The following is a 14,362-nucleotide window of genomic DNA, read 5'->3' as shown; positions in this document are numbered from 1 at the left end:
ACCGCCCGTGACGGACAGTGAGCCGCTTCCGAGCCTGCGCGGGCTCGACCTGCCGCCCGGTTACGATAGCGGCGACGATGTCCTGAATCACTTTTACGTGCCTGCTCTTAGGCGAGCGACAAGTTATGCGCGCTCTGTCGGTTACTTCCGCTCCTCATCGTTGTCAGTCGCCGCCCGCGGCCTGTCCCGATTCCTCAATCACGGCGGCACGGTGCGGTTGCTGTGCGGCGCCGCGATCACGGAGGAGGACCGTGAAGCCCTGCAGGGGAAGGCCACGCTCGACGGCGCGTTCGCAGAGCGGCTCGCGGCGGGTCTCGTAACCAGCAACGAGGTGGATCGCCGCCGCTTGGAGGTTCTCGCCTGGCTAATCCGCAACGAGCGCCTGCAGGTTCGGGTGGCCATTGCCGTCGACGAGACCGGCGACCCAATCGCAACCGACGGGCAACTCGGTTACTTCCACGAGAAGGTCGGCGTGCTCCGTGACGGCAACGGTGACGCCGTCGTCTTCCAAGGGTCGATCAACGAGTCCGCCACCGCATGGACGAAGAACTTCGAGTCGTTCAGCGTCTATCGCAGTTGGGACGGCACCGCCGACCACTTCACCTTCTGGGCCAGCCGCTTTGAACAGCGCTGGAACGGGCACGTTCCTGGCTTCCGGGTTTACCCGCTGCCCGAGGCTGCGGCGAAGGCACTGCTCGAGCAAGCCCCTGCGAAGATGCCCGGTGAGCGAGACGTTGAAGAACCGCCGCCGGTCGGTGATGACGCGACGGTCGCCCGATACATGCAGATCGCTCCGCGCCTGCCCTGGGCTGGTGATCTCGCGGAGGCCACCAGCGGCGTCCGCCTGTTCCCGCACCAGCGGCAGAACGTCGCTCGGCTCGCAGGTATGTACCCACGCTCATGGCTCATCGGTGACGAGGTGGGCCTCGGGAAGACCATCAGCGCCGGAATGAGCCTGCGCCGGCTCGTACTAAACGGCGAGGTCGCCAAGGCGTTGATCCTGGCCCCGGCAAACGTCTGCAGGCAGTGGCAGGATGAACTGTTCGAAAAATTTGCGCTGTGGGTGCCCCGACTCGACCAAGGCAAGATCCACGGGGCGCACCCGGAAGATATTCGTCCAGCCGGAGCCAACCCGTACGCCGACCATCCGTTGCTGCTCGCTTCCAGCCACCTGGCCCGCCGTCCCGACCAGCAGCGCCTGCTGCTGGCAGCCGCCCCATACGACCTCCTGGTCGTAGACGAGGCGCACCACGCGCGGCGACAACACGGCGCCGAGGATCGTTACCGCCCAAGCCGACTCCTCGAACTACTCGACGCCATCCGTCGGCAGGGCGCGGCGCGGGCAACCTGGCTGCTCACCGCCACACCGCTACAGACCAGCGCAGTAGAAATGGTCGATTTGCTGAGGCAGACCGGACTAACCGGGCCGCTCACCAACGAGGACGCCTTCGTCCGGTTCTATGCGGAGCTAGCCAAGACCGACGACCGAGCGACCGCTTGGGCCTGGCTTGCCGAGCAGGTGCGCCGCACGCCAGCTTTGCCCCGCACCGGCGCTGAGGACGAACTCGCCGCCGACATCGCACGCCGAGTCGGTGTCGTTAAGGCCGAGATGGTGACCCGATTCGGACGCGACGGCGCCGACGTCAAACACCGGATCGCTGAACTCGGCCCCGACGGCTGCCAAGCGCTACGTGACTGGCTACGAGCCCTCAGTCCCGTCCGGCAGTATGTCGCTCGGCACAGCCGCTCGACACTCAAGGCTTACCGCCGGCAGGGTCTTATTAGCGAAAACCTTGCTGAGCGTGACGTGCGCCCGTACGTCGTCGACTTCGGAACCGAGGAACAGCAGCTCTACCACGACCTCGAACGCCTCATTGACAGGCTGCTGGAGGCCCATGGTAAGCGCCGGGGGGCTGGATTCGTTCTAACCGTCTACCGCCGACGCCTCACGAGCAGCTGGGCAGCTATTCAAAAGACCCTGCTCAGGCGGCTCGCGAGTGAGGAAACGTTCCTCGAACAAGGACTGCTCGACGAGGCCGACGATGAAGGTCTGGACACAGACGAAGCCGGCCATATCAAAGACAGCGAGGCGGTGCCGCTCACCAAGCAGGACCTGGAGGAGATGCGCGGTTACGCCGAGCGCATCGGCCGAGTTCCCGACCGCAAGTTTGAGGCCCTCGAACAGCACGTCGAGGAGGCAAGGGGCACCGGGCATAGCACGATCGTCTTTACCCAGTTCACCGATACCCTTGACGCGCTGCGAGATCGGCTGCACCACCGCTACCGGAGCCAGCTGGCCACGTTCACGGGCGACGGCGGACGTGTCTTTCGCGAGAATGAGGGCTGGATCGACATCAGCAAACGTGACCTCATCGAAGCCATCAAGGCACGCGCCGTCACCGTACTGCTCGCCACGGACGCCGCCAGCGAAGGCCTGAACCTCCAAAGTTGCAGCTACCTCATCAACTACGACATGCCATGGAATCCAATGCGCGTAGAACAGCGTATTGGACGCATCGACCGGCTCGGTCAGGCCCGCAACACAATTGTCGTACGCAACTTCTTCATCGCCGGCACCGTCGAGGAGGAGGTGTACCGGGCACTGGCCTCCCGCATCGACATGTTCAGCGGTATCGTGGGCGGACTGCAACCGATCCTCGGCGCGGTGGAAGGTGCCTTCCACGGCGTATTCAGAGCGCCGGCCAGCGAACGAGCTCGGGCTCGTCGTCATGGAGTCGAGACCCTCATCGACCTCATCGACTCCAACCCCGGCAGAGGCCTGCCACTCGAAGTTGAGGACGATCCATTGCCCATCCCGGCCGCCGAGCCGGGCCCCATCACGCTCACCGATCTACGCGAGGTCGTTATCGAACGCTTCGGCGTAGTCCTGGACCAGCCGGACCAACCCATCACCACTGATCCGAGCAGGGCCAGCCGTGACCCGGCCTCGTGGGTAGCCCTCGCCACATATGGCCACCCACGGCTCGCCATCGCCCTCGACAAGATCGCGAACCGTGGCGTCGATCGGTCGCTGGTCCTGCTCGACGACGCGCCCCGCGGACCTGCTGTGGCAGTCCGCGCCGACACAGTGCCTCCCCGGCCAGCGCACCGACTCACTGACATTGACGAACTCGGACCCGCCGTCAGCCGCGCCGAAGCCGAGTCCGTTGCCGTTGACCTGCTCGAGCGGTCTCGCCGTGCGCGCCAAAACCGCTACGACGACATCGAAAGACGCAACCGGGAAGACTCCTTCGACAAATTGCGCAAGCGGTACACCGAACTGGTTGCCCAGATCATGACTGACGCCGTTGCCGCCGCCCGTGGAGCCGGCACCACGACCGAACCAGCCCTCTTGTGGCTCGACCTTAAAGACGAGGCTGGAATGATCAGGTACCTTGATGCGCTGCGGGAGGCGTTACGGCTGGACAAGGGTCCTCTGCTCCGCCCGCCCACCGACGACGGAACCCGCGTCCTTTCTGATATCGAGTGGTCCAGGGCCAAGCACCTGTATGGCGAACAAGTCCGAGCACTGGCCATCGAAATCAAGACGGCGACGAACTGAGTAGCCCCCACGCCTGACGTTGTCCCCAGCCGCGCCATCCCGATGCTCCTACCAGCGTCAGCTCCGGCCGGCCGCAGGCCCGAGCCAGGCGGCCACTTCCTCGACCAGGTCGGCGGGCAGCCCGCTGCGCCGCCAGGTTGGGGTGAGGTAGACGGCGTAGATCACGGTGAGTCCCGGCTCGCCCGGGATCCCGGTGCCGCCGGCGTGCCCGACAAACGGGCCGCCGAGGTCGCGACGAGCTGGGCTGCGTCCGGGCCGGTCGGCGTGCGTGCGTGCGGGCGGGCGGGCTGCGGCCTCCGCGACGGTCTTCAGGAAGGCCAGCGGCGCGTCGGCGAGTATCGCCAGTCGGAAAGCCCGCATCCGGGCGGCGTCCTCGGAGCGGACCCGGCGGACCGTGGCCGTCTGCGAGGCTGGCATCGTCGGCACCGTCGTCATGTCTCATCGATACCCGACTGGCGGCGAGGTGCCGCCGCGGGAACCGGATCCTGGCGGGATTGTGCCCGATTTGTGGTAGTGCGCTGTCGTCACGCCTCGTGTAGCCTGCGATTTCGGTCACCGATTCAGCGGTCGTCGTCGCCGATCGCCGAATCGGTGGTCCGCCGGTCTCCGGATTGTGGAACGCCGCGCAGAGTGAGGAAGTGCACCGTGGCACAGGGCACCGTCAAGTGGTTCAACTCCGAAAAGGGCTACGGCTTCATCGCCGTCGACGGCGGGCAGGACGTCTTCGTCCACTTCTCCGCGATCGAGATGGACGGCTACAAGGCGCTGGACGACGGCCAGCGGGTCGAGTTCGAGATTGCCCAGGGCCAGAAGGGCCCGCAGGCGGAGCGGGTCCACGTCATCGCCTGACTTCCACTTTTCCTCGCCGTCCTCCCCCCGGCGTCACCACCCGATTCGGGGCTGCGGTTGAAGCCTAGAATGCGGCGGGCCGGGACCGCGTCCCCTGTGGAACCCGGATGTCTCCAGGACCGGCATGACCTGTGGGCACGGGCGGACGGTCGGCGCCGACGTCGGGACTGTTCGCCTCGCTGGACCGCCTGTCGGCGGTCCTCGGCTGCGGGGCGGCCGCTCTGGTCACCGGCCGGCGGAGTGCGTCCACGCGCCTGCGATGGGTCGGTTCCTCGACGTCGCGGATGGCCTGCCCGCCACCGACGTGTGATGCCCCGCGATGACGTCCTCGCGGTCGCCGTGGCGCTGGCCAAGAGGCTGCGGCGACTTTTTCCAGGGGGCGCGTACGACTGCTGCTTCTCGGTGACGGCGGGACAAGATGCTTCGAGGTGAACTGGCCCAGCCGCCGAGCCATCAAACTATCCGGCCGCAATGCCGTTGCCTATGCTCATAGCTGTGGTGCGGCTAATCGAGATTGTGGTGGTGCTTCTCTTCGTTGCGCGGGTGACCCGGCTGATCGTCGCCGACGAGATCACACGGCAACCCCGAGAGGCAATCGTGAGGCGGCTCCCCGAGGGCAGCGAGTTCGCGTACCTGCTGTTCTGCCGCTGGTGCCTGTCGGTGTGGATCGCCACGCTGGCCGCCGCCGGCTGGTGGCACCTGTCCGAGGTCTCCCGCTGGTCCGGGCTGTGGTGGGTCGACGTGCCCACCGTCGCGCTGGCTCTGTCGTACGCGACCGGCCTGCTGGTGCGCGGCGAGCCCGAGGAGTAGCGCATGGGTTGGTGGGGCACGAAGCCAAACGTCGACAGCGCGGTCGGCCAGGCGACCGCTGTCGTGGCGTCGGCGGCGAAGATGCGCTACGACTCCAGCGGCAGCCTGCGCAAGGTCACCAAGCAGCAGTGGCAGGACGAGGCGTGGCGGCACTACGAGGAGTGCGGCGAGTTCGCGTTCCTGGTCGACCTGATCGCCAAGGCGATGGGCCGGGCCCGGCTGTACATCACGCAGGTCGACGACGAGGGCCGTCCAATGGAGACGCCCGACCAGGCGCCGGCCGGCGTCAACGAGACGTTCCTCGGCGGCCCCAGCACCCAGGCCGAGCTGCTGCGCGACGCTGGCATTCAGCTCGGTGTGCCCGGCGAGTGCTACCTGATCGGCGAGCCGGAACGCGACGCCGAAGGCAAGGCCACCGACCGGGAGCGGTGGTTCATCGCGTCGGTGGAGGAGCTGACGGAGCGGGCCGGGAAGTACGTGCTCGACCAGGGCGACGGGGCGCGCGAGCTGGAGTCCGACGAGACGGTCATCGTGCGGATCTGGGTGCCGAGCCCCCGCAAGCACGCGCTGCCATCCAGCCAGGTGCAGTCCAACCGGCGTGTGCTGCGGCTGATCGAGCGGCTGACGCAGTACGTGCAGTCGCAGATCGACTCCCGGCTGGCCGGGGCGGGCATTCTGCTGCTACCCAACGAGCTGAGCTTCGTCGCGCCCGAGCAGGAGGAGGACGCCGAAGACGGGGTGTCGTCGTTCCTGTCGACGCTGACGGAGGCGATGACCACCGCGGTGAAGGACCGCGACAGCGTGGCCGCCCTCGTCCCGATCGTGGTGCAGGGCCCCGCCGAGCATCTGGAGAAGGCGCGGCTGCTGAGCTTCGCTACGGAGCTGAGCAGCGCGGTGCCGGCGATGCTGGACGGCGCGATTCGGCGGCTCGCGCTGGGCTTGGACGCCCCGCCGGAGATGCTGCTGGGCATGACCCAAGCGAACCATTGGGGCGCCTGGATGACCGACGAGGCGACGATCAAGTACCACGTCGAGTCGAAGCTGGAGTTGTTCTGCGCGGCGCTGACCGAGCAGATGTTGTGGCCGGCGCTGGAAGGCGCGCAGGGTGTGGCCGACCCGCGCCGGTGGATCGTCTGGTACGACACCAGCGAGCTGACGCAGACGCCGGACAAGGGCGCCGACGCGAAGGACCTGTACGGCCTGGGCGAGCTGTCGGGGGATGCGCTGCGCCGGGAGACCGGGTTCGGCGACGGCGACAAGCCGACTGACGAGGAGCGGGAGCTGCGGCGGCTGCTGGAGATCATCCGCACGGTGCCGGCGGCCGGGCCGCTGCTAGTGACCCGGCTGCTGGAGGTCGCCGGGGTGAGCGTGCAGCTCGACCCGGAGGCGTTGAAGCCGCAGCCGGCCCCCGCCGAGCTGCCCGGCGGCGGCGAGCCGCCCGCCGACGAGGAGCCGACGACGGAGCCGCCGCCGCCCGGCGACACCGAGGACCGCGGCCCGCCCGAGCAGAACGCGATCGCCGCCGAGGCGGCCGGGCTGATGAGCGCGCCGTTCGTCGCCGCGTGCGAGGTCCTGGCGCTGCGGGCGCTGGAGATCGCCGGCAAGCGCGCGCTGGGCCGGGAGAGGTACCGGCATCAGGGGTTGAAGGCGTGGGAGTACCACACGGTGCGCCCATCCACGCCGGCGTCGGTGCCCCGGTTACTCGAGGGAGCGTGGACGGCCGTGCCGGCCGTCGCGGCGAAGCTCGACGTCGACGACCAGAAGCTGACGGCGGCGCTGACCGCGTACGTCGGTGGGCTGCTCGTCACGGGCGCGCGGCACGACGTCGACGAGCTGCGCGAGCACCTGGCCGCCACCGTCGCCGGGGAGCTGGTGCCGGCATGAGCGTGACGATCCTCGCGCCGGACCTGGTGCCCGCCCACGGGTACGCCTGCCAGCGGTCCGGGCGCGGGAAGGGCTGCGAGCGGCTGCGGTGGACGATCTGCCGCACCTGCGGATGGTGGGGCGACCTGTGGGAGGGCGACCAGCCGCCGCTGACCGACGCCGGCCACGTGTGCGACCCGGACACGGTGGCGCGGCGCAACGAGGCGAGGAGGAGAACCGATGGCTGACCCGGAGAGCGTGACCTTGACCCAGCTGCGCGAGTGTTTCGCGTCGGTGGGCATCGACCTCGGCGGCGACTTCGTGAAGCTGGAGCTGCACGACGACGTGCTGATCGTCCAGCGGCTCATCCGCAGCCCGGCCGGCCTGCCGGTGTCCCGCCCCGACGGCGGTGTGCAGGTCCAGGGCGTGCAGGTCGCCGTGGTCCCCGAGCCGGCGGCGGGAGGCTGAGCCGTGGCCGAGCCGGACCCGTGGCTGCCGCTGCGCCTCGACCACGAGGCGCGGGTGGTGGCCGCCGAGCGGCGGATGCTGCTAGCCGCCCGCGCGGCGCTGCGCGCCTGGCTGCGCGACGCGCGGGCGGTGACCCTCCCGGTCACCGCCGCGGCCCTGCCGCCGGACCCGAGCGCCCTCGCCGGCGCCGGGCAGGCGTGGTTCGAGGCGGTGACGGTGCACCTGCTGCCGGCCGCCGAGAAGACGTTCCTGGCGGGCGTGCGCGACGCGGGCGGCGACCTGGAGCTGCTACGGGTCGCGCAGATGAAGGACGAGTACCTGGCGGCGCTGCCGAACCGGCTGGTCGGTGTGCCCGACAGCGCGTGGCAGCAGGTTACGGCCGCCGTCGCCGAGCTGACCGCGGAAGGCGCGAGCGTGCCGCGCATCCGCGACGCGATCGAGGCGATCCTGGGCGAGCGGTCGTGGGAGGACCGGGCGGTGGCGATCGCCCGGACGGAGACGATCGGCGCGTACAACGCGGGGACGCTGACCGCGTGGCTGACCGCCGAGGACGTCCTCGACGAGAAGCTGGACAAGGTGTGGGTGGCCACGCACGACGAGCGGACCCGGCACGACCACCGGGACGCGGACGGGCAGCGGGTCGCCCTGGACGGCGTGTTCATGGTCGGCGGGGTGCCGATGCGGTACCCGGGCGACCCGGCGGCGCCGCCCGGGCAGACGGTGAACTGCCGCTGCACGATGATCGAGGTGGAGGCCGACGAGCCCCTGCCTGTGGTCCCGAAGCACCCGTGGCGCCGGCGTGACCGGGCCACCGGGCTGGATATCACGGTGACGGCGGCGGCAGCCGCGAAGGGTGGCAAGCAGATGGCGACGTGGAAGGGTGTGCTGGCGCCGCTGGGTGCCAAGTCGGGCGACCGGCGGATCTTCGTGGCGGACGGGGACTGGTCGTTCCGTGACCTGCCGCTGCCGCTGAGGTGGGCGCGGGAGGACGCCCCCGGGCACGAGGGCGCGGTGACGATCGGCCGGATCACGGCCGGCGAGGTGCAGAAGAGCCGGCTGAGCGGGGCGGGCGACTTCATCGACGCGGTGCCGGAGCTGGGCGAGGCGCTGGAGCTGCTGCGCGCCGGGGTGCTGTTCCCGAGCGTGGACCTGGACGACTTTGAGTTCATGTTCACCGACGAGAAGGGCACCCCGATCGAGGAGATGTCCGACGAGGAGTGGGAAGCCTTCATGGAGTCCGGCGAGGAGCCGTATATCACGGTGACCAAGGGCCGGGTCATGGCGGTGACGCTCGTCGGCACGCAGGCGTTCCCCGACGCGAAGCTGGAGCTGGTCGACGACGAGGAGCCGGCCGACGACGCGCCCTCCGATGAGGAGGAAAAGGAGGAAGAGCCGGTCACCGCGGCCGGCGCGGCGGCGGCGAAGAAGCAGGTCGCGCCGCTGTACCCGCCGCGCGCCTGGTTCGACGACCCGGGCCTGACCGAGCTGACGCCGATCACGGTGACCGCCGACGGGCGGGTGTTCGGGCACCTCGCCGACCGGGACTGCCACCTGTCGTTCCTGACCGGCGGGCAGTGCGTGCTGCCGCCGGACGAGGGCGGCTTCGACTGGTTCCACCGGCCGGAGATCAAGACCGCCGAGGGGGACCTCGTGGCGGTCGGGCACATCACGGCCGGCACCGGGCACGCCGACCTCTCCGCCAGCGCGGCGGCCGCCGTGGAGCACTACGACGACACCGGCACGCAGGTCGCCGTGGTGCGCGCCGGGCGGGACGCCCACGGCACATGGGTCGCCGGGTCGCTGGTGCCGGAGGCCACCGAGGAGCAGGTGCAGCTGCTGCGCCGGTCGCCGCTGTCCGGGGACTGGCGGTGGATTGGCGGGGCGCGACAGCTCGTCGCGGCGCTGTGCGTCAACGTCGGCGGCTTCCCCGTCGTGCGGGGCCGCTCGTCGGGCGGCCGGGCGTACGCGATGGTCGCTTCGGGTTGGGCGGGCTGGAAGCCGTCCGACTCGGAAGGCCGGCGGCCGGATGCGCCGCTGTCGCCGGCCGCCTTCGAGGCGGCGGTGCGGCGGGCGGTGGCCGCCGGGTTCGCCGCCGAGCGACAGCGTGCCGTGAACGCGGCGGCGGCCGAGCGGATTGCCGCGTCGATCGGCCGGGACCGCAGGACGCTGGTGGCGGCGCTGTCCGCCGAGGTGCATGGGGAGTAGGGGAGGAAGCAGTGGGCTGCAACTGCGGCGCGCGGCGCCGGAGCGCGACGGTGTGGGTGCTGTCCTACGGGGACGGCCGGCAGGGCGGCGAGTACGGGTCGAAGACGGACGCGGAGATCGCCGACGTGCGCAAGGGCGGCGGCGGCACGATCCGCCAGGCGCAGAAGTAGGGGACGAGACCGGCAGGCTTTGTTGATCGGAGTAGTCGGAATTCTCTCATCAATGCCGTCAGCGTGACGCTCTGTTACGGGCCGAGATCTGAGCCGCCCGTGCCGAGCATGCGCATCTAGCCGATGACAGTGCGTCTACTGCCCGTTCAAACTGAGCACTGCGATGCAGGGGTTAGTGGCGGAACAGCCGCAGCCCGGTGCGGGTCATGCTGATGCCGTGCCTGCGTGCTGCCTCGGCCACCGCATTCGAGCGGGTCGAGCCGCCCGGCTCGGCGATGTGGCGCACGCCAAACTGGGCCGCTTCGGTGATGTTGTCCTCGAACGGCAGTGCCCCGTCGGAGGCCAGGCTCACCCGCTGCAGCGGTAGCGGAGATTCGATCGCCTCGGCGAGCCGAAGCTGCGTGTTGACACGGTCCTGAACCGACGCGAAGCGGAAGACGTCGTCGGGCCGGACGAATCGGCGTTGGTGCCACAGGCGTGTTTTGGTGCCGGCGAGGCGGATGCAGTCCACCCGCGACTGCTGGCCGGCGCCGACGCCGAGCGTCGCCCCATCGCGGACCAGGACGACCGAGTTCGACTGGGCATAGCGCACCGTGGTCAGCGCGAGCCGCAGGTCGGCGGACAGCCCGTCCGGCAGCGGGGCGTCGTCGCGGCGCTGAACGAACCGCAGCCCGTACAGTTCGCGCACCTCCTCGTTCGGTGGCTCGAACGTCGCGTCCGCCTCCAGGACCAGATACGTCCCGTTCTTCTTCGCCGACAGCACCGCAACCGCACCCGGCTCGTATCCGGGTGCGATGATCCCGTCGCTGACCACCCGGCGGAGCAAATCGGCGAGCTCGGCGGTGACCGGTGCGGAGACCGCGACCATGTCGCCGTACGAGCTCTTCGGGTCGGTGTCCCGGGCCCGGGTGTAGGCCCGGGTCACCGCGTCGGCTCGCGGGTCAACCCCGAACACGCCCGCGGTCACCGAATCGATCGGCCCGGCCAGCGCCGCCCCGGCCGGCGACACGTGTTTGAACGACGCTGCCGCCGCGGTCCCGGAACCGGCGGAGGCTTCCCGGACAAGCTGCCACGCGCTGATCGCGTCGAGCAGGTTGAGGTACGAGGGACGACCGTGCACCACGGTGAACGGTGCCGCACCGATTGGCTCGACCGACGCCGGACTCTGTTGAGGGTTCATGCCATAACGCAGCTGCACCAGGGGCCTCCGGACGCGAATGACTGAAAGCGTCGCGGATGCCCAGGCGGTCGGCGGCCGACGTCACAGCGACCGATCCCCGGTGGTGCTCCACCCTCGCCAGTCACGGCCGCGCTCACAGCATATCCACCGCTACCGTCACCAGCCGCCGCCGGCCACAACCCCCTCGCCGTCGCCAACGCTCAACTGCTGGCCTCGACCCTGGATCCGGCAGGGCGACCCTCGGCCGTCCACCACCGCGAGCAGTGCCGTACGGCAGCAGCACGAGCGCTCATGCCGCCGAACGAACATCACGGTCCGTCACGAGTGGTTGGGCAGCGAACACCCGACTCTGCCGATGAGCGCGCATCTGTGCAGGCCGCGGCGTAGCCGCAGTTGTGCTTCGATCGTGGGATGCAGACAGTCAATGACCTTGGACAGCCGATCGGTGTTGCTGTTCCGAACTGGCAGTCTCGGCCGGAACCCGAAGCCGTCTGCCTGACCGGGCGTTTGTGCCGCATCGAGCCGTTGAACGTCGACGAGCACGCGGCGGATCTGTACCGCGCGCTGCATCACGATTCCAGTGGCCGGCAATGGACTTATATGGCCTACGGCCCATTCCGCGACCGGGAGAGCTTCGAAGGTTTCCTAACCGCTGCCACGGCCGATCCGTCCCTCATCGTCTTCACGATCGTGTCCGGCGAGTCCGGCCGGGCTGAGGGCATGGCAAGCCTCTCCCGTATCGATCCCCAGATCGGCTCCGTCGAGATCGGCGGCATCATGTTCGGACCGGTCCTGCGACGAACCGCAACGGCCACCGAGGCGATGTACCTTCTTGCCGAATACGTGTTCGACGGCCTCGGGTACCGACGCTACGAGTGGAAATGCGACTCCCTCAACAGCGCCTCCATCGCTGCGGCGACCCGGCTCGGGTTCTGCTATGAGGGCACCTGGCGCAACGCCACTATCTACAAAGGCAGAAACCGCGACACCGCATGGCTGGCGATGACCGACGGCGATTGGACAGTGGCGCGGCCGATTATTCGTGCCTGGCTGGACCCGTCCAACTTCGTCGATGGCAAGCAGCGCATGTCCCTGTCACAGGCCATACAGACCCACCGGTCGGCCGAGGCAAAAGACAGCGGCGGGTGACGGCCAGGAGAGCGACAGGAATAGCCGAATCGTCCAGTATCGCGGCGCAGGCGTCGAGTACGTGCCGAGCGTCCGCGTTCTTCACCCAGCGCCAGTGGTAGGTATCCGGATTTGCCATTGACAAAGCGCGCCGGCCATCGGCGTGCCCATCACTGTCCGTGCCTTTGTTGGCTGTTGAGACTGGTCGGCTCCGTTGACCAAGTAGTCGGTCCTCGCTGCCCCGGGGACCCGGCAGCCGCCGGCCGTCCTCAGGTACTGGTCTCTCACCATCGTGCAACCCGAGCTGCTTGATCGGAACCAGCTCGCCGCTGCGTTACGCTGTGCCGGTACTGCCGATGCTGGCTGCGGGCCGGTCGGGGATGAGATCCCTACCGTGCTGAGGAGCCGACGGTGGACTTTCAGATCCCTCCGAGCCTGGACGGGCTCGACCTCGATGCGCTGACCGAGCTGGAGAGTCAGGCCGTCGCAGCGTTCGACGCCCTGCGAGATGACCCGGCCCTGGACGCCGATGGCCTCGCCCGGCTGCGTGAGCTGGCCGCGTTCGTCCAGTCGGTGCGTACCGAGCAGGCGCGGATCGAGCAGGCGGCCGAGCAGGTCGCCTCCGAGCTGGACGACCTGACCGCGACGGTGCACGGCGCTCCGGAGGGCGGCGATGGCGACGGTGACGAGGGCGACGGCGGCGAAGCCGAGGAGGAGCCGGCTGAGGAGACGCCTGCCGAGGAGCCGGCGGCCGAGGAGCCGGCGCCGCAGCAGCCGACGCCGGTCGTCGCGTCGCTGGCCCGCCGGGCGGCCCGACGTCAGTCGAAGCCGAAGGTGACCAGTGCCGGCAAGTCGGCGGTTATCAAGGCGGCGGCCGACGTTCCGAATGTGCCGCATGGTCATGTGTTCTCCTCGGTGTCGGAGGTCGCGTCGGCGTTCGACGACAAGTTCGCGGGCTTCCCCCGTGGGGTGGGGGTCGCGACCCGCATCAAGCAGAACGTGGCCCGGGTGGAGCTGCCCGTCGACCAGGCGCTCGTCGCCGGGGGCAGGGGCCTGACCGACATGGAGCTGGTGGATCTGGCTGCGTCGGAGTCGCGGCTGTCGGGCGGTAACCTCGTCGCGGCCGGCGGCTGGGGTGCCCCGTCGGAGACGCTGTGGGAGCTGTGCGAGGGCCTGGAGACGACCGAGGGGCTGCTGGACCTTCCGGGCATCACGATCCCGCGCGGCGGCGGTATCAAGGTCCCCGCCAACCTGGACTTCCGCGACCTGTACTCGGGGATCGGCTTCGTGCAGACCGAGGCCGACAGCACCGCGGGCGTGGAGAAGTCCTCGTACCGGGTGCCGACGGTGAACTGGGCCGAGACGCGCCTCGAGGTGGACGGGGTGCAGATCGAGCAGGACATCGTGCAGAACGCGGTGTGGCCGGAGCTGACCCGGGACGTGGTACGGCGGACGCTGACCGCCCACGAGCACAAGATCAACGCCCGGCTGATCCAGCGGATGGCCGACGCCCCGGGGCAGTCGACGCAGTTCGCGCTGACTCTCGGCGGCGACGTCGACGGCGACGAGACGACGACCGCGCTGCTGGGCGCGATCTCCCTCGCCGCGACGGACTACCGGTACCGGTACCGGCTGAGCCGGCGACAGCTGCTGGAGTGCGTGGTGCCGCTGTGGCTGATCGACTGGATCCGGGCGGACATGTCGCGGCGGGCCGGGGTGAACTACCTCGACGTGACCGACGAGCAGATCACGGCGTGGTTCACCCGGAGGCACCTGCGGCCGCAGTTCGTCTACGACTGGCAGGACGGGTACGCCGACGCGGCGGGCAACGGCTTCGGCGGCACCGCGGCTCCGGGCCAGTGGCCGGGCACGGTGGACCTGCTGATCTACGCGCCGGGCACGTGGGTGAAGGGATCCAAGCCGATCATCGACCTGTCGGCGGTCTACGACTCGACGAAGCTGAAGGACAACGAGTACATCGCCTTGTTCACCGAGCAGGCGACGCTGCTGGTGAAGCGGTGCTTCGTGTCCTACAAGGTCAGCGTGCCGCTGTGCCCGACGGGCGTCACCGGCAGCACCGTGCCGTTCGACTGCTCGGCGGTCTGAGCTACCCGTTTGACGGGGCCG

At 69.4% G+C, this 14,362-nt stretch carries 10 protein-coding genes, 1 pseudogene and 1 riboswitch; of the genes and pseudogenes, 9 read left to right on the top strand and 2 right to left on the bottom strand.

The window, feature by feature from the left end:
* The first annotated feature begins 7 nt into the window (after positions 1 to 7).
* Entirely contained in the window at positions 8 to 3,562 is a 3,555-nt protein-coding gene (locus ONA70_RS00420; protein ID WP_265004264.1) for a DEAD/DEAH box helicase, read from the top strand.
* A 52-nt stretch (positions 3,563 to 3,614) separates the two neighbouring features.
* Here ONA70_RS00420 and ONA70_RS00415 read toward each other — a convergent pair.
* Positions 3,615 to 3,997 (bottom strand): annotated as a pseudogene (locus ONA70_RS00415) (GNAT family N-acetyltransferase); the annotation flags it as partial.
* Between the two features lie 210 nt (positions 3,998 to 4,207).
* Between ONA70_RS00415 and ONA70_RS00410 the strand changes: the two are divergent.
* The 6 genes from ONA70_RS00410 to ONA70_RS00385 all read left to right on the top strand — a co-directional run bounded on the left by ONA70_RS00410 (position 4,208) and on the right by ONA70_RS00385 (position 9,757).
* On the top strand, positions 4,208 to 4,411 hold the full coding sequence (locus tag ONA70_RS00410) for a cold-shock protein (RefSeq protein WP_265004263.1): 204 nt from the start codon (positions 4,208 to 4,210) through the stop codon (positions 4,409 to 4,411).
* 495 nt (positions 4,412 to 4,906) lie between these two features.
* On the top strand, positions 4,907 to 5,221 hold the full coding sequence (locus ONA70_RS00405; protein ID WP_265004262.1) for a DUF1360 domain-containing protein: 315 nt from the start codon (positions 4,907 to 4,909) through the stop codon (positions 5,219 to 5,221).
* Between the two features lie 3 nt (positions 5,222 to 5,224).
* Positions 5,225 to 7,105 (top strand): hypothetical protein, encoded by a 1,881-nt coding sequence (locus ONA70_RS00400; RefSeq protein ID WP_265004261.1) that lies wholly within the window; start codon positions 5,225 to 5,227, stop codon positions 7,103 to 7,105.
* A complete protein-coding gene (locus ONA70_RS00395; protein ID WP_265004260.1) occupies positions 7,102 to 7,332 on the top strand; it encodes a hypothetical protein in 231 nt (76 codons plus the stop codon). The genes ONA70_RS00400 and ONA70_RS00395 overlap by 4 nt, the downstream gene beginning before the upstream one ends.
* A complete protein-coding gene (locus tag ONA70_RS00390; protein WP_265004259.1) occupies positions 7,325 to 7,552 on the top strand; it encodes a hypothetical protein in 228 nt (75 codons plus the stop codon). Before ONA70_RS00395 ends, ONA70_RS00390 begins: the two co-directional genes overlap by 8 nt.
* Positions 7,553 to 7,555: 3 nt before the next feature.
* Complete coding sequence (locus ONA70_RS00385) at positions 7,556 to 9,757, top strand: phage head morphogenesis protein (RefSeq protein ID WP_265004258.1); 2,202 nt, start codon at positions 7,556 to 7,558, stop codon at positions 9,755 to 9,757.
* 342 nt (positions 9,758 to 10,099) lie between these two features.
* Here ONA70_RS00385 and ONA70_RS00380 read toward each other — a convergent pair whose 3' ends face one another.
* Positions 10,100 to 11,125: a hypothetical protein gene (locus ONA70_RS00380; protein WP_265004257.1), complete on the bottom strand. Its 1,026-nt coding sequence runs from the start codon at positions 11,123 to 11,125 to the stop codon at positions 10,100 to 10,102.
* Positions 11,126 to 11,158: 33 nt separating this feature from the next.
* A riboswitch (ZMP/ZTP riboswitch) is annotated at positions 11,159 to 11,242 on the bottom strand.
* Positions 11,243 to 11,518: 276 nt separating this feature from the next.
* Between ONA70_RS00380 and ONA70_RS00375 the strand changes: the two genes are divergently transcribed.
* Entirely contained in the window at positions 11,519 to 12,256 is a 738-nt protein-coding gene (locus ONA70_RS00375) for a GNAT family N-acetyltransferase (RefSeq protein WP_265004256.1), read from the top strand.
* Positions 12,257 to 12,646: 390 nt separating this feature from the next.
* On the top strand, positions 12,647 to 14,341 hold the full coding sequence (locus tag ONA70_RS00370; protein WP_265004255.1) for a major capsid protein: 1,695 nt from the start codon (positions 12,647 to 12,649) through the stop codon (positions 14,339 to 14,341).
* Positions 14,342 to 14,362 lie beyond the last annotated feature (21 nt).

The organism is Micromonospora yasonensis, from assembly GCF_026013475.1.
In the GTDB taxonomy this organism is placed as follows: domain Bacteria; phylum Actinomycetota; class Actinomycetes; order Mycobacteriales; family Micromonosporaceae; genus Micromonospora; species Micromonospora yasonensis.
The sequence above is the reverse complement of the archived record's forward strand: the minus strand, read 5'-3'. Positions and strand labels throughout refer to the sequence as shown.